The 21617-nt window shown below is 64.0% G+C and carries 21 protein-coding genes and 3 pseudogenes; 12 read left to right on the forward strand and 12 right to left on the reverse strand.

Annotated elements, in window-relative coordinates:
* Positions 1-71: 71 nt before the first annotated feature.
* From E8F11_RS30185 to E8F11_RS13915, 6 genes and pseudogenes are all read right to left on the reverse strand, one after another.
* Positions 72-176, reverse strand: a pseudogene (locus E8F11_RS30185) (phosphate ABC transporter substrate-binding protein); the annotation flags it as partial.
* A gap of 61 nt (positions 177-237) precedes the next feature.
* Entirely contained in the window at positions 238-1371 is a 1134-nt protein-coding gene (locus tag E8F11_RS13895) for an extracellular solute-binding protein (RefSeq protein WP_280289389.1), read from the reverse strand.
* A gap of 204 nt (positions 1372-1575) precedes the next feature.
* Entirely contained in the window at positions 1576-2280 is a 705-nt protein-coding gene (locus E8F11_RS13900; RefSeq protein WP_280289390.1) for a TetR/AcrR family transcriptional regulator, read from the reverse strand.
* A gap of 158 nt (positions 2281-2438) precedes the next feature.
* Positions 2439-2735 carry an EthD family reductase gene (locus tag E8F11_RS13905; RefSeq protein ID WP_280289391.1) on the reverse strand — a complete coding sequence of 99 codons (297 nt, stop codon included), beginning with the start codon at positions 2733-2735 and terminating at the stop codon, positions 2439-2441.
* Between the two features lie 44 nt (positions 2736-2779).
* The gene (locus tag E8F11_RS13910; protein WP_280289392.1) at positions 2780-3196 is read right to left on the reverse strand and encodes a RidA family protein; all 417 of its coding nucleotides are present in this window, start codon (positions 3194-3196) and stop codon (positions 2780-2782) included.
* Between the two features lie 14 nt (positions 3197-3210).
* The gene (locus tag E8F11_RS13915) at positions 3211-4044 is read right to left on the reverse strand and encodes a phytanoyl-CoA dioxygenase family protein (RefSeq protein WP_280289393.1); all 834 of its coding nucleotides are present in this window, start codon (positions 4042-4044) and stop codon (positions 3211-3213) included.
* Positions 4045-4277: 233 nt separating this feature from the next.
* On the opposite strand from E8F11_RS13915, the pseudogene E8F11_RS13920 reads away from it, so the two are divergent.
* Positions 4278-4616: pseudogene (locus E8F11_RS13920) on the forward strand (transposase); the annotation flags it as partial.
* Positions 4617-4861: 245 nt separating this feature from the next.
* Positions 4862-5062 (forward strand): annotated as a pseudogene (locus E8F11_RS13925) (DDE-type integrase/transposase/recombinase); the annotation flags it as partial.
* Positions 5063-5574: 512 nt separating this feature from the next.
* Here E8F11_RS13925 and E8F11_RS13930 read toward each other — a convergent pair.
* From E8F11_RS13930 to E8F11_RS13940, 3 genes are all read right to left on the reverse strand, one after another.
* Entirely contained in the window at positions 5575-6252 is a 678-nt protein-coding gene (locus E8F11_RS13930; protein WP_280289395.1) for a hypothetical protein, read from the reverse strand.
* Positions 6253-6279: 27 nt separating this feature from the next.
* The gene (locus E8F11_RS13935) at positions 6280-6519 is read right to left on the reverse strand and encodes a S24 family peptidase (RefSeq protein WP_348529781.1); all 240 of its coding nucleotides are present in this window, start codon (positions 6517-6519) and stop codon (positions 6280-6282) included.
* Positions 6520-6988: 469 nt separating this feature from the next.
* A complete protein-coding gene (locus tag E8F11_RS13940) occupies positions 6989-7861 on the reverse strand; it encodes a LysR substrate-binding domain-containing protein (protein WP_280289396.1) in 873 nt (290 codons plus the stop codon).
* A 133-nt stretch (positions 7862-7994) separates the two neighbouring features.
* Between E8F11_RS13940 and E8F11_RS13945 the strand changes: the two genes are divergently transcribed.
* From E8F11_RS13945 to E8F11_RS13965, 5 genes are all read left to right on the forward strand, one after another.
* Positions 7995-9053 carry an agmatine deiminase family protein gene (locus tag E8F11_RS13945; RefSeq protein WP_280289397.1) on the forward strand — a complete coding sequence of 353 codons (1059 nt, stop codon included), beginning with the start codon at positions 7995-7997 and terminating at the stop codon, positions 9051-9053.
* Positions 9050-9958, forward strand: coding sequence for an N-carbamoylputrescine amidase (gene aguB, locus E8F11_RS13950; RefSeq protein WP_280289398.1), 909 nt, complete (start codon positions 9050-9052; stop codon positions 9956-9958). Before E8F11_RS13945 ends, aguB begins: the two co-directional genes overlap by 4 nt.
* Before the next feature lie 2 nt (positions 9959-9960).
* On the forward strand, positions 9961-11064 hold the full coding sequence (locus E8F11_RS13955) for an extracellular solute-binding protein (RefSeq protein WP_280289400.1): 1104 nt from the start codon (positions 9961-9963) through the stop codon (positions 11062-11064).
* 38 nt (positions 11065-11102) lie between these two features.
* Positions 11103-12227: an agmatine deiminase family protein gene (locus E8F11_RS13960; RefSeq protein WP_280289401.1), complete on the forward strand. Its 1125-nt coding sequence runs from the start codon at positions 11103-11105 to the stop codon at positions 12225-12227.
* A 467-nt stretch (positions 12228-12694) separates the two neighbouring features.
* Positions 12695-13141: an FCD domain-containing protein gene (locus tag E8F11_RS13965; RefSeq protein ID WP_280289402.1), complete on the forward strand. Its 447-nt coding sequence runs from the start codon at positions 12695-12697 to the stop codon at positions 13139-13141.
* A 220-nt stretch (positions 13142-13361) separates the two neighbouring features.
* Here E8F11_RS13965 and E8F11_RS13970 read toward each other — a convergent pair whose 3' ends face one another.
* The 3 genes from E8F11_RS13970 to E8F11_RS13980 all read right to left on the reverse strand — a co-directional run bounded on the left by E8F11_RS13970 (position 13362) and on the right by E8F11_RS13980 (position 16958).
* On the reverse strand, positions 13362-14819 hold the full coding sequence (locus E8F11_RS13970; RefSeq protein WP_280289403.1) for an alanine/glycine:cation symporter family protein: 1458 nt from the start codon (positions 14817-14819) through the stop codon (positions 13362-13364).
* 131 nt (positions 14820-14950) lie between these two features.
* Entirely contained in the window at positions 14951-15769 is an 819-nt protein-coding gene (locus E8F11_RS13975) for an alpha/beta hydrolase (RefSeq protein ID WP_280289404.1), read from the reverse strand.
* Positions 15770-16064: 295 nt separating this feature from the next.
* The gene (locus tag E8F11_RS13980) at positions 16065-16958 is read right to left on the reverse strand and encodes a LysR family transcriptional regulator (protein ID WP_280289405.1); all 894 of its coding nucleotides are present in this window, start codon (positions 16956-16958) and stop codon (positions 16065-16067) included.
* A gap of 105 nt (positions 16959-17063) precedes the next feature.
* On the opposite strand from E8F11_RS13980, the gene E8F11_RS13985 reads away from it, so the two are divergent.
* From E8F11_RS13985 to E8F11_RS14005, 5 genes are all read left to right on the forward strand, one after another.
* Entirely contained in the window at positions 17064-17732 is a 669-nt protein-coding gene (locus E8F11_RS13985) for an RraA family protein (RefSeq protein WP_280289406.1), read from the forward strand.
* Positions 17729-18394: an RraA family protein gene (locus E8F11_RS13990; RefSeq protein ID WP_280289407.1), complete on the forward strand. Its 666-nt coding sequence runs from the start codon at positions 17729-17731 to the stop codon at positions 18392-18394. Before E8F11_RS13985 ends, E8F11_RS13990 begins: the two co-directional genes overlap by 4 nt.
* Complete coding sequence (locus E8F11_RS13995; protein WP_280289408.1) at positions 18391-19029, forward strand: 4-carboxy-4-hydroxy-2-oxoadipate aldolase/oxaloacetate decarboxylase; 639 nt, start codon at positions 18391-18393, stop codon at positions 19027-19029. The genes E8F11_RS13990 and E8F11_RS13995 overlap by 4 nt, the downstream gene beginning before the upstream one ends.
* Positions 19026-20240, forward strand: a complete 1215-nt coding sequence (locus tag E8F11_RS14000) for a pyridoxal phosphate-dependent aminotransferase (RefSeq protein WP_280289410.1) — start codon at positions 19026-19028, stop codon at positions 20238-20240. The genes E8F11_RS13995 and E8F11_RS14000 overlap by 4 nt, the downstream gene beginning before the upstream one ends.
* A 386-nt stretch (positions 20241-20626) precedes the next feature.
* A complete protein-coding gene (locus E8F11_RS14005) occupies positions 20627-21598 on the forward strand; it encodes an IS110 family transposase (RefSeq protein WP_280287409.1) in 972 nt (323 codons plus the stop codon).
* Positions 21599-21617: the final 19 nt, after the last annotated feature.

Below are 21617 nucleotides of genomic sequence, written 5' to 3' on the forward strand. Positions count from 1 at the left end.
CAGCAAGCGTGAAGGGCAGGGGGGCCACGCCAGGCGCATGCCTTGGCGTGGTGGCTTGTGGACGAGGCTAGGGGCAAGCTGAAGAGCACTTTCACCTTGTCGGTGACGGCCTTGTCGACGTAGCCGATGGTATTTTCGCCCGCGGCGACTGGCGCGACCACTGCGGCGTCATCGGCGGAGTAGTGCAGCGCTTAGCTCAGAGGCGCGTTGTTCAGGGACTCCGTCTATGGTGCGCGTTTACGTGGGGTCGCGCCCATCCAGATGCGACCAGGCCGCATCGACTGCTCGCTTCTGCGAGTCGCTCAACCGTTCCAGGAAGAACAGCCGTCTTTTTTCCTCCTGGCTCGGTAGGGTGATCTCCGGCAATAGGCGCCGGTTGCGCTCCCGGGTCAGGTCGAGGCTGGGGGTGAAGTGCGTGGCCCTGGCGTTGCGTGCCGCATTTCCGGGTTGCAGCATGTAGTCGATGAAGCGGTAGGCCAGTGCCTTGCTGGGGGCATTGCTTGGAATGGCGAGGCTATCGATGAACATCAGCCCGCCCTCCTGCGGAATGTGGAATCGGAGTTCGCCTTTCTGGTTGGCCATGGAGGCTATACCATTCCAGGTGATGGCCGCGCATATCCGACCTTCGGCAAGCTGGCTCACCAGATCGGTGAAGCTGGCCGGGCCCAAGGGAATACCCAGGTCGCTGATCTCGCGAGTGGCCTTCTCGATGCCTCGTGCGCTCTGGCTGCGGAGGTTCCTGCCGCGGTAGTTGAGGTATAGAGAAAGGGTCTGCTCCGGTTCGTTGTGCAGGACAGCGCCACAGGACTTCAACCTGCTGGCGCTGGCGGGGTCGAACAGGAGGCTCCAGCTGTTAGCCACCGGCGCCTGCAATGCCCGGGCGGCCGCCCGTTCATGGATGACGAGTCCGGCAATACCCCACATGTAGGGCGCGACGTAGCGATCGGCTCGGTTCTTCGAGGAGAGCTTGGCGAGCAATTCGTCGCTCACCTCGGCCCGATTCGGCAACTTCGTCCGGTCCAGTTCGAGCAGTTTATGCGCCTTGATCAATCGCTCGAGCTGGAAGTCGGTGGGGACGATGACGTCGAAGAGCTTGCCAGACGCCAGATCCGCCTCCAGTTCGGCCGCGGTTGCGAACTGGCTGTACTCCACCTTGACGCCGGTATCCCGTTCGAAATCACGGAGGACTTCCGGGTCGATGTACTCCGCCCAGTTGTGCACCCGTACGACGTCCGCCGCGCTTACCTGCAACGCCATGAGCGTCAGCCAGATACTCAGCAGCAGCCTGATACAGGCTGGCGTTCCCCAATGGTCGTAACAGGGCAGTCGTGCCCCCTTTGACAGCGATTGTTCCTTGGTTCCCAGGTCCATCCTCGCCCTCACCACATGGTTGAGTTTTATTTATTATTTCATGTGTTACGTAAAATACATGAGTTTCGATTTCGTGCAAGGAAAAAAGCTGCGGGCGTGTGCAGGCAATACGGAGTACCCGGTTGGCGAGGCGTATTTAAGAGGGAAGGAGAAATGGGAGATGGGGAGAAGATGGGCCCCGTGCGGGACCCGTTGGAATGCGGATTACTGTGCTGCAGCCTTGGCTTTGGACAGGCGCTTGGTGGACTTGGGAGGGGAGATCAGGGTGATCAGCGCATTGAGCAGGGCCTGGCCGCGTTCCGCGCTGAAGCGCTCTGGCTCGATCGGCAGCATCATCAGCCAGCCGTCGCTGATGGCGCTGACCTGGTCGGCTAGCAGATCGGCAGGGATATCGTCGCGGATCTTGCCTTGGTTCTGTCCCTCTTCGAGCACTGAGGTGAACACTTCGCGGAAGCGTGCGTAGCGCTGCTTGATGATCCCGGCGAAAGCCGGCTCGTGACGGGCGTGGGTCAGCAGTTGCAGCCAGGCCAGCCAGTTGTCCGGCTCGTCGGAACTGATCCATTCCAGCCATTGCTCGATAAGCGACTTGATATCGAGCTGTTCGCGATTGATTTCCAGTAGCGCGTCCACCCTGTCGAACAGGTTTTGCGCCACGGCGCCGACCATTTCTTCCTTGTTGGCGAAGTAGTAGGTTACGGCGCCGGTCGTGCATCCGGCGTGTTGCGCTACCCGGCGCATCGACGCGCCGGCGTAGCCTTCCTGGGCGATCACCGTGATGGCCGCCGCCAGCAGTTCGGCCCGCTTGGCGTTGTGGTCGCCGACCGGTCGGCCCCGGCGCGCGACGGGTTCGGACTCGCTTTCACTCGTGCGTTGGGATACGGGTTGAGGGCGGGCTTTGGCGTCGGACATGGGGGCTCTGGAAGGTCGTCAGGTCAGTTTGAAGAGTCGCTGCCCGGCTGCAGCGACTGGTTGGTGCGCGGCCCAGCATAGGGAAATTATTGGAATAAAGCACTCCGGGAGCGCAGGGGTGACCGCCGATGCATCAGGTCACCCTGGCGATGGCCGCCTCAGTCGTTGGCGCGGAAGATCACCGGCGTGATGTTGGTGAACTTGGCAACATCACCTAGCACTTCCAGCGTCTTCGGCGAGGAGAGGGCTGCATCGATTGCCGCCTGGTCGACGAATCGCAGGATCACCATCCCGGCCAGGGGCTGCGGGCCTGAAGCCGGGAAAAGGACTTCTGCCGATTGCAGGCCGAACTCGCCCCAAGCGGCTTGCGCCAGAGGCAGGTGGGCGGACAGGTAGTAGTCCCGGTCGAAGGTAGAGTCGGTGGTCAGGGGGTAGCTCACGGTCAGGGTGGCCATGGAAAGTCCTTATGCGGGTTGTTAGGAACGTTTTAGTGGAATGGTCAGGCGTTTCCGCAACCTGCCACAGCCACCGCGCGGATCTCCAGGCGCAGCCCGGGCAGGGCCAGTTGCGAGATGCCTACTGCGGTCCAGGAGGGATAGCGATCGGGGAAGTACTCGTCCTTGACCTTCGTGAACGCCGGCATGTCGTCCTGGAGTTCGGTGTGGAACGTCATCAGTTCGACCACATCGGACAGGGTGGCGCCGGCCGACTCGAGGACGTACTTCAGCGCCTGGAACGCCAGGTGTGCCTGTTCCTCGATGTCTTTGCCCGGTGTCAGGGAGGCATCGATCCCGACCTGGCCGGATACCCAGATCATGTCGCCGACGCGGGTCGCCTGGGAGAAGTGGAAATTGTCGTAGAACACCTGGGTTGGTGGCGGATTGATGGACTGTCGCTTCAGGTTCTGGGCATTCATCGGCGGCGCTCCTTTCATACGAGTTGGCGGAAGGTCGGGTGGCGGAAGGGTTCGCCGGCGCTCAGGGTCGACAGCTGCTCAGTGAACAGGACGCCTTGTCTCGGGTAGCCCGAATCGCTGTGCCCCGGTAGCGGTTGGAAGGTGGCGTCGTCGCCGAAGAAGCGGAAGACGAAGGTGTGACGATCCGGGAAGTCCGCGTCGACCGGCGCGCCACCGTGGAGCGAGCCGGGGTGCAGCAGCACCACGTCCCCGGGCTCGGTGGCCCAGGAGAGAATTTCATAGGCGTCAGGGTTCAGCCGGCGCTCGGCTTCGACATCCGGGAGTCGGGGCAGGGCGCCGCCGCCATGCAGGGGCTGGGTCGGATCGTTGGGGTCGCTGAAGGTAGTTCCGTCGAAGCGCGGGCCGCGATGGGAACCACGGACAATCTCCAGCGCATTCTTCCGGGGAACGGACTCGAAGCTGATCCAGGCGTTGCCCCAGTGGTTGCCGGCCCAGGGCAGGTAGGACGTGTCTTGGTGCCAGAGCGTGCGGGAGCCGTGTCCGCCGGCCTTGAGGAACACCTCCTCAGCGAAGTACCAGACATTCTCCGAACCCCAGAGGTCGGCAAACAGCTGGCCGAGCGGCAGGGACGAAACCAAGTCCTCGAGCCGTTCCTTGGCGAGCGGATTGGCATTGTCCACATGAGACTGCTGCTCGGTTCCATTGAACATCCGGGTAGCGTGGGGGCCGTGGTTTTCCAAGGCCCAGTCAAAGGCCGCCCGGCAACGGGCCAGTTGCTCTCGGTTCAGCAGGCCCTTGATCAGGACCGCCCCGTCTTCCTGAAACGCCGTGCGTAGTTCGTCGTTCATGGTGCTGTCTCCTTTGAGGTTTTCTCTCGGATGAAGGGGAGACTAGCAGCGTGAACTAATTAACGCAACGAGTGTTATGTTAATGCTCAAAACCGAATAAGACCATCCATGGATTGCTTCAGATTACGTAGTTTTTGGTACCCAGGGGTGACAGCTTCTGGCCCAGGTTGTGTAAAAACGTTGGCATCGACCTTGCTGTGATTTGATGGATGCAAACTCAGGAGGGGCGGCCCATGAAGCGCTTTATCCAGGGAGAGCATCGAGGCCAAAGCACGCTGCTTCCCGAGAGCCTGGATGACTACTTAGCGGACACCAACCCGGTGCGGGTGGTCGATGTGTTCGTCGACGAACTCGACCTCGGCACGCTGGGTTTCGACGGTGTCGTCCCGGCGGAAACGGGCAGATCTGCTTACCATCCTGCAGATCTCCTGAAGATCTACATCTACGGCTATCTCAATCGCATCCAATCCGGTCGCCGTCTTGAGCGAGAGGCGCAGCGCAACGTCGAATTGATGTGGCTGACCGGACGTCTGATGCCGGATTTCAAGACCATCGCCAATTTTCGCGAGGATACCGATGCCGCCTGTTACGAGAAGTGCAGCGAGGACATTTGGACGCTCGACTTCATGTCCAGGAATGGGCGGCAACCTCGTCCATGCAACAATCACGGCCACAATGCCAATGAGAGCATTGACCAAGAAGATCCAGCGCCAATCGATCGAGACGAGCATACTCTGCTCCGTATCCTCGATAGAATCGCTCAATGCGCTCAGTCAGCAGGGCTGGGCGGTCTTCCGCCGGCGCCGTGTAGTAGCGCTGGTGTGGCGACATCACCTATGTCTGGGCGCAAGGCCGCTGGCACCACCTGGCCGCAGTGCTGGATCTGCATACGCGACGGATAATCGGCTGGGCATTCTCGGCCAAGCCGGATGCCGACCTGGAGATCAAGGCCTTGGGCATGGCCTACGAACAGCGCGGCAAGCCACAGCAGGTGCTGTTGCATTCGGATCGTCGTTCCGCACGTTGCCCACGGCCCGGTCGACCTTGAACCACTCGAAGGTGTCCGACAGTTCGCCCGGTGCGGCCAGATCGCGCGGAAGAACGGACCGTGGGCGACCTTCTTGGCGCGGGCGTTGATCAGCACGACGATCCGGCTGAAGGGCCCGAACGGGGCAATGCGGCCGCATATGGCCTGGCCAGTGTTGGAGAGGGAAGGGTAGACCACGGACTTGATCTTCAAAAAGAACCCCGCCTGGGGGGGAGGGTAGGCGGGGCTCAAGCTGGAGCTGATCCTTCAGCTGAGATTCACTGTGCTCCCGAGCTAGTGAAAATCTTGTGAAGCCCTGCTGGTCCTTTCCTGCATTACTTCGGGCGATAGGTCCAGAGAGAACCCAAGGCTCCGCAATTCCTTTCGATCGATCCGAACGCCTCTGGCGCATCAAATTGCTTCGAGCGCCATCCGTCGATGTTGGCTTGGATGAGCGCCCAGCAGTACCTGAGCAGGTCGACTGCCTCATCCATGCTTGATCCTCACTGCGCCACAATCTCCCGATACCGCCGCTGGTACTCCTCGTAGCTCAGGCCTTCGCGGTCGAGCTGATCGAGCTGCTGCCTTCGCGTGAGTGCGTGGTCAGTTGCGCGGGCAGCTGAGATGTTGGGTGCGATCTGGCTGGGCTCGGAAATGGTATTGGCGGATCGGATATCGTTGAGGATGCCCTTGGCAAATGCCCGGACCTGTACGTCTGTCGTCGCTGAGGCGATTCCTTCCCAGGCAGTGGAACTGGTGTTGTAACTTCGCTCCCCGTACTCCTTGGCCGTTTGTGCATCCAGGTAGATAACCCTTGCATCCACCCAGGCGTGCTCGGCTTCAGAATCGGACTCGAACTCGGACTCGGTGACATAGCGGAAGTCGTCCACTTTGATTACCAGGAGCAAGCCCGGAGCGGACGTGGTCGTAATGGGGCCGACTTGCTCGGTTACGGTATATCTGTAGGTCGAAGCTTCGCTCTGGATGGCCGCGTGCCAAAGGGATTTGAACTGATCCCAGTAGGCGTTCCTGAAAACGTGGTTGCCGGCCTTGAAGTTGACGATCAGTTGTGTACGGGAATCAGACGGAATCGCAAGTGGCGCTGCAGGCCGCTCCTCCGTTGTGTTGGCTGCGCATCCAGTGAGGATGAGGCCGGCTATTAGCAGCAAAATAACGCGCATAGTGACCTGCTTTTCGTTATGTGTTGGCTACAGCTTCATTTTCGCTTCTTTCACCACCCCAATGATCCTGCAGTTCCCCTTGATAGGTATCAGCGGGTAGGCCGGATTCAGGGGCTTGAGGTACAGCTGGCCTGCATCGCTGACCAGCTTCGTGAAGGTGGCTTTCTCTTCCTTGTCCAGCTTAGCCAACACCAGGTGCCCGGGCTGCGCCTCGATGCCGGTGTCCATGGTGCCGGCACTTACCACGCCGATTCTGTTGAAACTCATAAGAACTCCGGTGGGTTGCTTGCAGGCGAAACAGTTCACCGGGAGTTCACTAGATGCGCAGCATCAATGGCCCACCCCGGAGGGGGAGCGGGTCTTTTGTCGTCTTCATTTGAACGTGGGAAACCACGTCCTGAGGAGGTGGTCATGAGTCACCGGCTCTGCCTGTGACGACTCAAGTTGTCTGGCTAGAGCGACGGAGTTGACCAGGTAGGGTGTGCCGTGCGCACCAGCGGTTGAGCGTCGGGCAGGGGCCGATTCGGCAATCGGTGCGCGCAGCGCACCCTACGGTGGGCCGGGTGCCGGAGTGATGCGTCGAATGCGAGAGTAGGCCTCGCCCCCCGCTACGTCGGGCCGATCGGCCCTGCGTTGCTGGATGGCCGCTGACGTTGCGTCAGGGGTGGCCGGGAACAGGGGTTGTGGAGTGCAGGCTAACGCCCGCCCAGGCGGCTTTCCGATCCACCGGTTCGGTTCAGCTGTGCTGATCCAGCGCCGCGAAGCGTTCCAGCAGCCAGTCGCAAAAGCTGCGAGTGAGCGGGTCGTCCTGGCTGTCGCGGTGCACCAGCCAGCTCCAGTTCGGCCCGCGCACTCTTTGTTCCGCCATCGGCGCCAGCAGGCCCTGGGCATGGGCGCGGCCTGCCAGCAACTGGCTGACCAGGGCGATGCCCAGTCCCTGGCTGGCGGCATCCAGCAGCAGGCCGGGGTCGGAAAAATTCAGGCCCTGGCTCTGCTGGCCGACATCTCTCCCGCCCTGTACCTGCCAGTGGCTCCAGTCCATCTCGCGTTCGCCGTGCAGGGTGGTTCGTGCGCTGGCCTCCTGCTCGAGCACGCTCGGGTGGCAGGCGGGGTAGAGGCGGTCCTCCAGCAGCACGCGAAAGCTGCATTCGGCCTGGGCGCTGAGGTCGTCGCGCACGGCGATGTCGATGGTCTGGGTCGCCATGTCCGGCGCCTCATCGGTGGTCAGCAGCCACAGGTCGACCTGCGGATGCCGCCTGTGGAAGTCCGCCAGGTGCGGCACCAGCCAGTGGCGGGCGAAGGCCGGGGTAGTGTTGACCACCAGTTGGTTCGGTTTGCGGTACTGCTCCAGGCGGCGGATGCCCACGGCCAGTTGCTGCAACAGCGACTGGGTGGTGCTCAGCAGGTCGAAGCCGGCGTCGGTCAGCGCCACGCTGCGGCCGTTGCGGAAGAACAGTGGCTGTTCGAGGAAGCTTTCCAGGCTGCGGATCTGCTGGCTGATGGCCGACTGGGTGAGATGCAGCTCTTCGGCCGCCTTGTGGAAGCTGCCCAGGCGGGCGGCGGCTTCGAAGCCGCGCAGGGCGTTCAGCGGTGGCCAGTGTTTCAGCATGATTGATAAGTCCGCCTAATCAGAAGTCCGCAAAATCTATCGTTTGTTGGCATGTATTTACAGGCCTAGCATGCACGTCACGACCAGGGCCCCGGTTTTCAGTGATAACATAATCTTAACTGAAGGCATTTTTATGCAGATCAATGATGCGCAGAACGGCTGGCTCATGCCCGCCGAGTGGGCCCCGCACGCCGCCACCTGGATGGCCTTTCCGCACAACCAGGCGCTCTGGGAAACCGGTTGGGGCGTGACCCTAGCCGACGTGCAGGTGGACTTCGCCCGCGTGGCCAATGCCATCGCCCGCTTCGAACCGGTGAAAATGGTCGTCGACGCCTCGGCGGCGGCACGGGCCAGAGAGCTCTGCGGGCCGAACATCGAGTTGGTCGAACTGGCGATCAACGATAGCTGGTGCCGCGATTCCGGCCCGAGCTTCGTCTGCCATCCGCGCCTCGGCACAGCCGGCGTCAACTGGCGCTTCAATGCCTGGGGCGGCAAGTCCGCCTTCGACCTGGACGAGAGCCTGGCGCGGCGCATCCTCAACGGCCTTGGCCTGGAGTGCTTCGATACCGTGCTGACCAACGAGGGCGGCGCCATCCACGTGGATGGCGAGGGCACGCTGATCACCACCGAATCGGTGCTGCTCAACGGCAACCGCAACCCCGGCATGAGCAAGGCCGAGATGGAGGAGATCTTCTCGCGCCTGCTGGGCGTGAAGAAGACCATCTGGCTGCCGGGTGATCCGGACCATGTCACCGGCGACATGACCGACGGCCACGTCGATGGCGTGTGCGCCTTCGCCAGGCCTGGCGCATTGCTGGTGGACGCCACCCGTGACCAGTCCTCGGTATACGCCGAAGTGGTGCGCGAGAACCGTCGTGCCCTGGAACTCTCCACCGATGCCCAGGGGCGGCGCTTCGAGATGCTGGAGCTGTTCGAGGCCAGCGAAGCGGTGGACCAGGAAGCCGAGGTGTTCTGCGCGTCCTACACCAACTTCTACATTGCCAATGGCGCCATCATCATGCCGGCCTATGGCATTGCCGCCGACGCCGAGGCGGCGGCGACCCTGCGCCTGGCCTTCCCGGGACGGGAGGTGGTGCCCGTGCAGATCAACCACCTGGCCCATGGTGGCGGCGGCGTGCACTGCATCACCCAGCAACAGCCGGCCTGGCCGCTGAGCGGGGTGAAGCCATGAGCCTGCTGACCGTCGCCACCACCCAGTTCGCCTGCAGCTGGGACCTGGAGAGCAACCTCGACGAGGCCGAGCGCCTGGTGCGCGAGGCCGCCGCAAAGGGCGCGCAACTGATCCTGCTGCAAGAGCTGTTCGCCACCCCGTACTTCTGCATCGAGCAGGACCATAAGCACCTGGCACTGGCCGAGGAGTATGGCCGCAGCGCCGTGCTCAAGCGCTTCGCCGACCTCGCCCGGGAGCTGGGGGTGGTGCTGCCGCTGAGCTGGTTCGAGCGTGCCGGCAACGCCTTCTTCAATTCGCTCAGCGTGGCCGACGCCGATGGCCGCCTGCTGGGCGTGTACCGCAAGACCCACATCCCCAACGCCATCGGTTACCAGGAGAAGGAGTACTTCAGCCCTGGCGATACCGGCTTCCGCGTCTGGGATACCGCCTTCGGGCGAATCGGCGTCGGCATCTGCTGGGATCAGTGGTTCCCCGAGACGGCCCGTTGCCTGGCGCTGATGGGTGCCGAGGTGCTGCTCTATCCGACTGCCATCGGCTCCGAGCCGGGCGCCGCCGGGCTGGATTCGCGCGATCACTGGCAACTGGCCCAGCGTGGCCATGCCGCCGCCAACATCCTGCCGGTGATCGCCGCCAACCGCGTCGGCGAGGAGGTGGCGACCACCGACCCCAATCTGCGAATGCGCTTCTACGGCTCGTCCTTCATCACCGACCACAAGGGCAAGCTGCTGGCCGAAGCCGACCGCGACAGCAGCGGTGTGCTGGTGCAGCGGCTCGACCTCGCCGCCATGGGCGAGGAGCGCCTGAACTGGGGCATCTACCGGGATCGCCGCCCGGAAATGTATGGGCCGCTGCTGGGGCTGGATGGCCGTCAAACCCACCAACGCTGGCAGCGCCAGGGAGCCTGAAGATGAACGCCATCAAGAAGCTGTTGATCGTCTCGCTGGGCCTTGGGCTGGGCTGCGCGCAATTGACCGCCCAGGCCGAGGACAAGGTCCTGCGCCTGTACAACTGGGCGGACTACTTCGCCCCGGACACCCTCGACGCCTTCACCCGGGAGACCGGCATCCAGGTCATCTACGACGTGATGGACAGCAGCGAGACGCTGGAGGCGAAGATGATGTCCGGCCATAGCGGCTATGACCTGATCTTCCCCGGCGACACCGTGGCCGAACGCCTGATGCGCGCCGGCGCCCTGCAGAAGCTGGACAAGGGCAAGCTCGAACACCTGGAGGAAATCGAGCCGGGCCTGCGTGCGTTGCAGACCCGCTACCCGTACTCGCGCCACGCCACCGTGCCCTATACCTGGGGCACCATCGGCCTGACCTACAACCAGGCGCTGATCGAGCAGCGCCTGGCCGACGCGCCGGTGAACAGCCTGGACCTGATCTTCAAGCCCGAGATGGCCGCGAAGTTCGCCGACTGCGGCATCTCGATGATCGATTCGCCCGACGAGGTTCTGGCCGTGGTGCTCAATTACCTCGGCCATGACCCGCGCAGTAGCAAGCCGCAAGAACTGGCCGAGGCGGTGACGCTACTCAAGGCGATCAAGCCGTATATCCGCAAGTTCCAGTCGCAGCCGGTCACCCAGCTGGTCAACGGGGATATCTGCCTGTCCCTCGGCTACAGCGGCGACATGACCCAGGCGCAGCGCGCGGCGGACGAGGCGGGCAAGCCCACGCGCTTCCAGTACCGCATCCCGCGGGAGGGCACCACGGTGTGGATGGACACCATGGCCATCCCGGCTGATGCCCGGCACCCGGAGTATGCCTACGCGCTGATCAACTTCATCATGCGCCCGGAAAACATGGCGGCGATCAGCAACGCCACCGGCTACCCCACCTCGAGCGCCAAGGCGAGGCCCATGGTGGCTGCCGACATGCGTAACAACCCGGATATCTACGTCGACGAGGCCACCTACGCGCGGCTGATCCCCGGCAAGGACGTCCCGCAACGTGACATGCGGGCGCGAATGCGCGCGTGGACCACCTTCAAGACGGCTATCCATGACTGATACCAGGCTCCGCCTACCTACCCAGCAGAGGACGCACCATGTCTACACGTCGTGACTTCATCAAGCAGCTGATGGCGGCCAGCGGTATCGGCGCTGTCGCCGCCCTCGGCCTGGGCCTGGGCGCCGCGCGCGTGCCCGCAGCCCTTGCCGGCAGCTGGTACATGCCGGACGAACACGGCCCGCAGGAGCGAGTGATCCTGGCCTTCGCCGCCTCGTCGCGCGTCTGGGAGGACTGGGCAGGTGCGGTGAACGACACCATCGCGCTGCTGGCCAGGACCATCGCCAACTATCAGCCGGTCACCGTGCTGTGCCGGGCCAACCAGCTGTCCGCGGCCAGGAGCAAATGCGGCACCAGCAACGTCGAGTTCCTCGCCCTGCCGCTGGATGACGTCTGGGTACGCGACTACGGCGGCTGCTTCGTGGTCGACGGCGCGGGCGGCCTGGGCCTGGTGGACTTCAACTTCAACGGCTGGGGCAACAAGCAGACCTCGGCCAACGACACGCGCGTGGCCGGCACCCTGAGCTACGAGATGGAGTCCGACTACATCCGCAGCGCGCTGGTGGGCGAGGGCGGCGGCATCGAGGTGGACGGCCACGGCACCGCGATCATCACCGAGAGCTGCTGGGTCAACGGCAACCGCAACCCCGGCATGGGCAAGGCGCAAATCGAAGCCGAGCTGAAGGCCAACCTCGGCCTGCGCAAGATCATCTGGCTGCCCGGCATCAAGGACAAGGACATCACCGATGCCCACGTCGACTTCTACGCACGCTTCGTCAAGCCGGGCGTGGTGATCGCCAACCTGGACAACGATCCGAAATCCTACGACTACGCGGTGACGCGCAAGCACCTGGAAATCCTCAATGCCGCCACCGATGCCGACGGGCGCAAACTGGTGGTCCACACCCTGCCGCCACCCCTGACGGTGCGCAGCAACCAGTACACCCGCAACAACCCGGATTTCGCTCCGGGCTACATCAACTACCTGCCGATCAATGGCGCCGTGATCGCCCCGCAGTTCGGCGACGCGGCGGCGGACAAGTACTGCAAGGACCTGCTCACCAAGCTCTATCCGGGGCGGGTGGTGGTGCAGGTGAACATCGACCCGATCGCCGCCGGTGGTGGTGGCATTCATTGCGTCACCAAGAATCTTCCGCTCGTTTGAGGCCGCTCGCCTTGCCTCATGTCGAATGAAGCGTCAACAGCACGGGTCTTTCGACAGGGGGGTAAGGCATCCCGAGGACGCCTCCGGATCTCGCAGGTGCCTTGAAGGTCCGCTCCTCGCCGAGGCTGTGTACAACACTCGCTCGATTCCGAGGTTCGCGTGGCTGGGCGAAATCCGCTCGCTCTTTGAGCCGCTCTCTTCATCAGTGGCGTGCTTGCACAGCTTTGGCCGGAAACGGGGTGTCACGGCGTAACGGAAAAAAGCCGCCAGTGTGGCGGCGGCGAGGTCTCAAGCTTTGGCTTTCGACTAAGTCACGTCTGTCTGGGGTCTCCCGGCACCTGGGCATTCGATGCCGGGAGGGACCGCAGATCGCGATAACGACCTGCGGGTGCGAGCAGCATCGGCACTCTTCAGCCCGACACAAAATCGATTCGACGCTGCTCGTACTCATCTGCTGTCCTCAGCCGTTGCTGGGGAAAGCGAAGGACCTGATCCAGCGTGCCGTGACTCGACTGGCGGCGCTGCAGCGCACCGATGAGGACCTGGCGCGGATTCGTGCTGCCGAGGCGACCTACATGGACTCGATCACCCAGGGTGACTTCCAGGCGATGACCGAGTTGAACAAGACACTCCACATGGAAATTGCCCGTGCCGGCAAGAATCCCTATCTCACCAGCTATTACGAGAAGCTCCTGGGCGAAGGCCAACGTCTCCTGCACCTGCATTTCGACTACGTCATCAGCTCCGCCAGCCAGACGAAGCTGGGGCGTGACCATGAGGAAATAGTCGAAGCCATCGCAGCCCGCGACGCCGACGCGGCCGAGAATGCGGCCCACGAGCACACCATGCTGTTCCAGCGCCGATTCCTCGACTTCATGCAGCAGAACCTGACTTCGCAGATGAAGATTTCGTAGTTGGCCGTCGGTTGCTAACGTACTGATGGCTCCGGCAAAACAGGAACATCGCGCCGTTTCCCTTATGTGCTGTTGCACGCCTCTTGAGCAGGCTCTGGTTCGAGTCCGCTATTTGCCTCTTGCGGACGGACATTCGCCATTTGGCCAACGTCCTTGCCTGGGCTGCCTTGGCCAATAACGCAAGGTGCTGCCGAAACCCGGCAGCGCCCAATCACCTCGCTCAGCTCCTGCCTACCGCTGTTTCGCCAAGGCTTTCCGGGCCATCGGCTGCTTTGCGCGCCTCGGCCTGGGTGGCTGGCCAGGCGCCCGGGTCCAGATCGAGGTCGGCGAACCGGCTGGGGTCGAACACCGGCACCTTGATACCGGCCTGGCGTTGCTCGTCGTAGTCGCGCAGCACGCGCAGGCCGACCTTGAACAGCATGGCCAGGGCCAGCAGGTTGACCAGCGCCAGCAGCGTCATGGTGATGTCGGCGAAGGCGAACACGGTGCCCAGGTCCTCGATGGCGCCCCAGAAGATCAGCAGCAGCACCAGGGCGCGATAGCCCATCACCAGCGGCCGGTTGTTGCCGAACAGGAAGCGCAGGTTGTTCTCGCCGAGGTAGTAGTTGTAGAGGATCGAGGTGAACACGAAGAGCGCCAGCGCCACGCTGATGAAGGTGCGCCCCCAGTCACCGACCACGGCCGCCAGGGAGTCCTGGGTCAGCACCAGGCCGTCGCCCTCGAAGCCTGGCGTATAGAAGCCCGAGAGCAGGATCAGGAGTGCGGTGCAGGTGCAGATGACGAAGGTGTCGAAGAACACGCTGAAGGCCTGGACCACGCCCTGGGAGGCGGGATGATCGACCTTGGCGACGGCGGCCACGTTGGGTGCGCTGCCCAGGCCCGCCTCGTTGGCGAACACACCGCGCTTCACGCCCATGACGATGGCGCTGCCCACCAGCCCGGCGAACGCCTGGTCGAGGCCGAAGGCGCTGCGGAAGATGGTCAGCAGCATGTCGGGCACGTGCTCGAACTGCACCACGATCACGTACAGGGTGACGCCGATGTAGGCCAGGGTCTTCAGCGGCACCAGCAGGTCCGACACGGCGGCGATGCGCTTGATGCCGCCGATGAAGACCAGGGCCAGCAGCACTGACAGCGCAACGCCCGTCCAGGTGGTGTTGAAACCGAAGGCGTTGTTCAGCGAGTGGGTGACCGCATGGGATTGCAGGCCGTTGAAGGCGAAGCCGAAGGTGACCAGCAGCAGGGCGGCTATCAGCATCGCCAGGGCGCGGTTCTTCAGGCCGTGCTGGATGTAGTAGGACGGTCCGCCACGGAACTGGCCATTGGCGTCGCAGCGCTTGTAGAGCTGCCCCAGGGAGCACTCGAAGAAGCTGGTGGACATGCCCACCAGCGCGGTCAGCCACATCCAGAACACCGCGCCCGGTCCGCCCAGGGTGACGGCGAGGCCGACCCCGGCGATGTTCCCTGCACCGACCCGGCCGGCGAGGCTGAGCATCAGCGCCTGGAACGAGCTGATTTCACCCGCGCTCTTGCGCAGGCTGTCGCGGAACACACCGAACATATGGGGGAAGTGGCGTATCTGGACGAAGTTGGAGCGGATGGTGAAGTAGGCGCCGAGCCCTACGATGAGGACGATCAGGACCTTGCCGGAGAGAAAGGCGTTGAGGGTTTCGAGCATGAGAGTCTCCTCGTTCTTGTTCTGTGGAGCGTTTCCGGAACGCATGGGAAGCCGCTGCGACCGGCGGGGCGGGCGCAGGGGAATCCGTCAGCGTTGGGAGGGTTCAGCGCGCCGCGAGGCCGCCGAGTGCGTCAACCAGCAGCGCAGAGGCGATGCAGGTGGGCGATGCGTTCCCACATGGCGGTGGGGTTGGAGTACATGGGGAAGTGGCCGCAGTTGCGGATTTCCGCCAGGTGCACGCCCTGGCTCTGGATGTACGCCAGGTAGCTGAGCGAGGCGTTCTGCTCGCCGTACATGAACATGCGCGGGAAGGGCAGGGCGAGGAACTTGTCCATCAGCTCGCCGTGGTCGGACAGCTCCACCATGGACTCGAAGATGCCGCGCACCGCGCCGGCCCGCACCTTGCGACGCAGGCTGGCGGCGTAGAGCGCGCTGGCATGGGCCGGGGCATGGCGGGTGCGTTCGATGAAGTGGTCGAAGAAGCGCTCGGCGTCATCCTGCGCATAGTCGTGGATCTGTCGGCTGAGGAAGCAGTCTTCCGGGGCGATGTTGCCTTCGATGTCGACGAAACTGAGCACTCGATCCGGGTGCTGGTGGGCCAGCATCAGCGAGGTCAGTCCGCCCATGGAATGGCCGACGAGATGAAAGCGCTCGATGCCGAAGTGCTCCAGCATGTCCAACGCGGTCCTGACCAGGAAGGGAATGGAGATGCGCGACAGGTCGGCGCAGGCCGTTTCGCCGCAGCCCGGGGCGTCGTAGGCGAGGAAGGGATGCCCGTTGAAGGCGGCATGGCGCACGATGTCGGCGTAGTCCTCCTTGGTGGAGCCGAAGCCGTGGAGGAAGACGATGGGGGCCTTGTCGCCGGCGCGGTGCAAGGCGGCGATTCTTGAATCGACCCCATCGACGGTCAGCGGCACGAAGGAACGGGTGAATTCTTGTTCTGTGGACACGTTGGCGGCTCCTGGGGCAAGGCGTTGGCGCAGTTGATTGCGCTGCCCCCTCACTCTCGGGTGAGCTGATCCTTCTGTAAATTCCTAAGGTGGTAAGCAATCCATATGCTGAACCTATGGATGGAGGGAAGCCACGCCTTCCCGCATGCATGTGGCATGACGTCCGTACTCGCTCGACCGTAGGGTGCGCCATGCGCACCGTTTCCGGGATCAGAGTCGGCGCCACGCCCAACCGCTGGTGCGCGCGGCGCACCCTACCTGGTGGTTCAGACTACGCTGGCGACGGCATCGCCATTCAGGCATCCACCTTCAACTGCGCCACCATCGCGTCCACCAACGGGTTGGGCCGTGCGGCATTCCACACCGCGGCGGTGGTCACCACGCCGAGCCTGGGAGTGATCGGCTTCAGCACCACGTTGTCCGGCGCCAGCTTCTTCATCGAGGCGGGCACTAGCGCCACGCCCTGGCCGCAGCTGACGAAGGCGATCTGCGACGCGACCGAACGCACCTCGTGCAGCACGCGCGGGGAGAGGCCATTGGCCTTGCACACGCCGATCAGGTAGTCGAAGTAGTTCGGGCTGACCTGGCGCGAGGACATCACCAGCGGTTCGTCCGCGAGGCTGGCGAGGGTCAGGCGCTGGCGGGTGGCGAGCGGATGGTCGCGGAGGATAGCGACCGCCAGGCGGTCTTCGGTTAGCGGCACGGAGCGGATGTCCTTGCCGAGGTTGCCCTCCAGTCGCGCGAAGGCCAGGTCGATATCTCCTGATTCCAGGGCGGGGATGGCTTCCGCGCTGTCGATCTCGCGCACGGCCACGGTGATCTGCGGGTGCTCGGCCTTGAAACGGTCGATCAGGGGCGGCAGCACATCGATCATGGCGTTGGTGATGGCGCCGATGGTCAGCACGCCCGCCTGGCCGGACACCGCTTCCAGCACCGCCAGCTCCAGGCGCTCCAACTGGTCGGCGAACTTGCGCACGGCAGGGAGGATGGCCGCGCCCGCCGGGGTCAGCTGCGCACCCCGGCGCGAGCGCTCGAACAGCTTGATCTTCAGCGCGTGCTCGAGGATCTGGATCTGCTCGGTCAGCGGTGGCTGGGACATGCCCAGGCGCTTGGCCGCGCGGCTGAAGCTTTGCTCCTCGGCCACCGCGAGGAACAGCCAGAGGTGCCGGATCAGGCGGAAGTTGATCATGGTCATTCCATAGGTTAGGCGTATGGGAGCGTTACTTGATCAGGAATATACCTATGGATATAGCCTGCCGATACTCGGGCCTCCACACAACAAGGTCCGCTTCCCATGAACGCAACCAACGCCCTGAATCGACTGTCCGCGCTGGACACCAACACAGTGTCCGACGCCCTGGACTTCCTTGGCCTGCCCGGCGCCACCGTCGGCCTGCGGCCGCTCTGGAACTGCCCGAAGATCGTCGGCCGCGCCAGTACCGTGCAACTGGCCCCCAAGCAGGACGCCAACCCCACGGTTCACCTGATCACGCCCGTAGTGGCGTGCATCGAGACCGATGACCGCGTGCTGGTGATCGCCGGTGGCGTGGAGGGCATCTCCAGCTGGGGCGACATCCTCGCCAACGCGGCCCGCCAGAAGGGCATCCGTGGCTCGGTGATCGACGGCTTCAGTCGCGACATCAAGGGCAGCGCGGAGATCGGCTACCCGGTCTACGGCCGGGGCGTGACCATGATCAGCGCGCGCAACCGCCTGGTGCAGGTCGATTCTGGCTGCAAGGTTCGCATGGGCGGCGTGGAGGTAAACGAGGACGACTACGTGATCGCCGATGAGTGCGGCACCGTCTTCGTTCCGGTCGAAGTCATCGAAGCAGTGCTCGAGCTCGCAGAACGCATCGACCGCCGCCAGGCTGGCATGGTGGAGGCGGTGAGGGCAGGGCGCTCGGTGGAGAGCGTGATGCACGACAGCCAGTTCGAAGCCATCAAGGCGGAGGCCAGCGCATGAACGCAGCAGACAAGGAACTCGTCGCCCTGTTCGAGGGCCTGGATACGCCGGCCGTGTCCGATGCCATGGACAAGCTGGGCCTGCCCGGCCAGTGCCTGGATATCGCGCCCCTGGCCGATTACCAGCAGGTCACCGTGGGCCCGGCGTTCACCGTGCAGTACGTCTGCGCCAGCACGCCGCCCGGCACCGTGGGCGACTTCATCGACGACGTGGCGCCGGGTGACGTGGTGGTGATCGCCAACGGCGGGCGCACCGACTGCACCGTATGGGGCGACATCATGACCCAGTACGCCCTGGCCCGCGGCATCGCCGGCACCGTGATCGACGGCGTCTGCCGCGACGTGAACAAGGCCCTGGGTGAAGGCTACCCGCTGTTCACCAGGGGGCGCTTCATGCGCACCGGCAAGGACCGCGTCGAGGTGGTGGCGGTGAACCAGCCGGTGAGCATCGGCAGCGCGCGTGCCTGTGCTCGCGACATAGTGGTGGCCGACGCCAATGGCGTGGTGGTGGTGCCCCGTGGCCGCGCCCGCGAGGTGGCCGAATGCGCCCGTCAGATCGAGAAGGTCGAAGCGCAGATCCGCGAGCAGATCGCCAGCGGCAAGACCCTGAAAGAAGCCCGGGCCGCGCTCGGCTACCACGACCTGCAGAGGAAATCCCAATGAGCGCCAACTTCGACATCGGCTCCGTAGCCCAACGCGCCAAGGCGCTCGGCAGCTCCACACTGTACGAAGCTTCCGGGCTGCCCACCGCCGTGGACCCGGCGATCCGCCCCGTCTGGCGCGGCGCCTTCATCGCCGCCCCGGCCTATCCGCTGGAATGCTCGCCGGGGGATAACCTGGCCCTGCACCTGGCCCTGGAACGTGCGCCGAAAGGCAGCGTGCTGGTGGTGGGCACCGGCAATTTCGTCGCCGGCTACTGGGGCGAAGTGCTCACCGTGGCGGCCCAGGCGGCCGGTGTGGTCGGCCTGGTGATCGATGGCGGCGTGCGCGATATCCAGGCCATCGAGAAGCTGGGCTTCCCGGTGTTCTCCCGTGGCGTGTCGGTGAAGGGCACCGTCAAGGCCACCGCGCCCTCCATCGGCGCGCCCATTCCGTTCAACGGCGCCCAGGTCGCGCCGGGCGACCTGGTGGTGGCTGACGACGACGGCGTGGTGATCATTCCCCGCGCCGAGGTGGAGCGCACCCTGGCCGAGGGCGAGGCACGTGCCGACAAGGAAGCGCGGATGATGGCGGCGCTGCGCGAAGGGCGCACCACCGTCGAGCTCATGGGCCTCAAGCGCCAGGAGGTGGGCCAGTGAGCCGGGACTTTCAGAGCCTCAATCGCCGTCTTGCGGCTGCTCAGCCCTCAGCAACTTATCGAATCATTGATCGTGTCGCCGCACGCCGCGCGGAAGGGGCCAGCATCATCTCCCTGTGCGCCGGAGAGCCCGACTTCGACACACCCGCGCACATCCGCCAGGCCGCCATCGCAGCGATAGACGCGGGCCACACCCGTTATACCCAGGTCGCGGGCCTGCGTTTGCTGCGCGAGGCCGTCGCCGCCAAGTACCGCGACGAGAACGGGCTGCAGGCGGGCTGGGAAAACACGCTGGTGTGCAGCGGCGGCAAGCAGGTGATCCACAACGCGCTTGCCGCCACGCTGAACGAGGGTGACGAGGTGATCATCCCGGCGCCCTACTGGGTGAGCTACCCCGAGATGGTCCAGCTCTGCGGCGGCCGCTCGCGTATCGTCACCTGCGGTGCCGACGGCGGCTTCAAGCTGACGGCGAAAGCGCTGCGGGGCGCCATCGGCGCGGACACCCGCTGGCTGATCCTCAACTCGCCGTCGAACCCCACCGGAGCCGTGTACAGCCGCGACGAACTGCGCGCCCTGGCGGATGTACTGCTGGAGTATCCGCAGGTGCTGATCCTCTCGGACGACATCTACGAGCACCTGATCTTCGACTGCGCCGAGTTCCACACCCTCGCCCAGGTGGAGCCGCGCCTGGCCGAGCGTACCCTGACCATGAACGGGGTCTCCAAGGCCTACGCCATGACCGGCTGGCGCATCGGCTTCGCCACCGGCCCGCGCTGGCTACTGGAGGCCATGGAGAAACTGCAGGGCCAGCAGACCTCGGGTGCCTGCTCGATCTCCCAGCACGCGGCAGTCGCCGCCCTGAACGGTCCGAAGGACTTCATCCACCAAAGTCGCGAGGTATTCCAGCGTCGTCGGGACTTCATGGTGGCCATGCTCAACGACACCCCCGGCATCCGCTGCGACCTGCCGGCAGGGGCCTTCTATGCCTTCGCCGACTGCTCCGCGCTGATCGGCAAGGTATCGCCAGGCGGACGCGGACTGTTCAGCGACGAGGATGTGGCCCATGCCCTGCTGGACGAGGCCAATGTGGCGGTGGTGCCCGGCAGCGCCTTTGGCCTCGCCGGCTACATCCGCATCGCCTATGCCCTGGATGATGCGTCGCTGCGCGCGGCGTGCGAGGCTATCCGGGCGTTCTGCCGGGCGGTTCGCTGATGGGTCGAGGCCGCAGGATGAGTCGGGCGGCGTTCCGCGAGCTTGCGATACCCATCGACCGTCGCTGATGGGTATCGCTTCGCTCCACCGCATCCTACGAGCGTGCCAATAGCCTTTCTGGTGGAAATCCGTTACCGGGATTTCCACCCTTGTATCTCGACTATCGCTCTGTGATGGGGCGATAGTTCCCGACTGATCATCGGGGGAGGGTCAGGAAGCCGTTTCCACCCTAAGGCCTCGAGCCAGCAACGTAGATAGTGCTCCTGCCCTCCACACTCACTCGAATAGCTCGAACGGTATCCAGAGCCCACCTCAGGTGAGAGCTCGCATTCACAAGGTCGTGCCGAGTGCAGTGATGATCCTTCTGGAGAGATTGAGGAGTTCGCATGTCCGGCATCGTTGGCATTGACATTGCCAAGCACAGTTTCGATATCGCCACCCAGCAGGCCAACGGCAAGTACCGCACCAAAGCCAAGCTGGCCAATAGCGCGGCGGGTTTTCAGGTACTGCAGGAGTGGCTGCTCAAATACAGCGAACCAGGGGCCTGGATCGTGATGGAGGCCACGGGGACCTACCACGAGGCGCTGGCCGAATACTTCCATGGCTTGGGCTACCGGGTTTGCGTGACCAATCCGGCGCAGATTGCCCTCTATGCCCGCAGCCAACTGCAACGGGTGAAGACGGACCAGGTCGATGCCAAGCTGATTGCCGACTATGGCGCCCGGCACGTGGACGAGTTGCGTGCCTGGCGGCCCGAACCGCCGGCCATCCGCCGCCTGCGGGCCCTGGTACGGCGCCTGCAGGACCTCCAGGAGATTGCCCAGATGGAGCGCAATCGCTTGGACGTCGCCGATGTCAGTGTGCAGGACTCGATTCGTTCGGTGCTGCAACACATCGAACAGCAGATCGCCGAAACCTTGAAGGCGATTCAGGCGCACATTGACGACGATCCCGATTTACGGGGTAAGCGCGACTTGCTGACCAGTATCGACGGCGTCGCGGACAAGACTGCGGCCCTGCTTCTGGCCGAGCTGGGAGACCCGCTGCAATTCAAGAATGCCCGGGCCATCACGGCGTTTGCCGGGCTGAATCCGCAGCTGCGGGAGTCCGGCACCCAAAAGGCCTACGCCTGCATTTCCCGGATGGGCTCCAGCCGACTCCGCGCGGGTCTCTACATGCCGGCCATCGTTGCGCTGACCCACAACCCGGCGATCAAAGCGCTGGGACAACGCCTGCGAAGTCGAGGCAAGGCCGGGAAGCAGATCGTCTGCGCCGCGATGCGCAAGCTGCTGCACATCGCTTATGGCGTCCTGAAATCGGGCCAGCCTTTCGATGCAAAACTGGCCCTTGCGCACTAGGTTCCAAGACGGTATCTAC

The sequence above is a fragment of the Pseudomonas sp. BN417 genome (assembly GCF_029871205.1).
Lineage (GTDB): Bacteria > Pseudomonadota > Gammaproteobacteria > Pseudomonadales > Pseudomonadaceae > Metapseudomonas.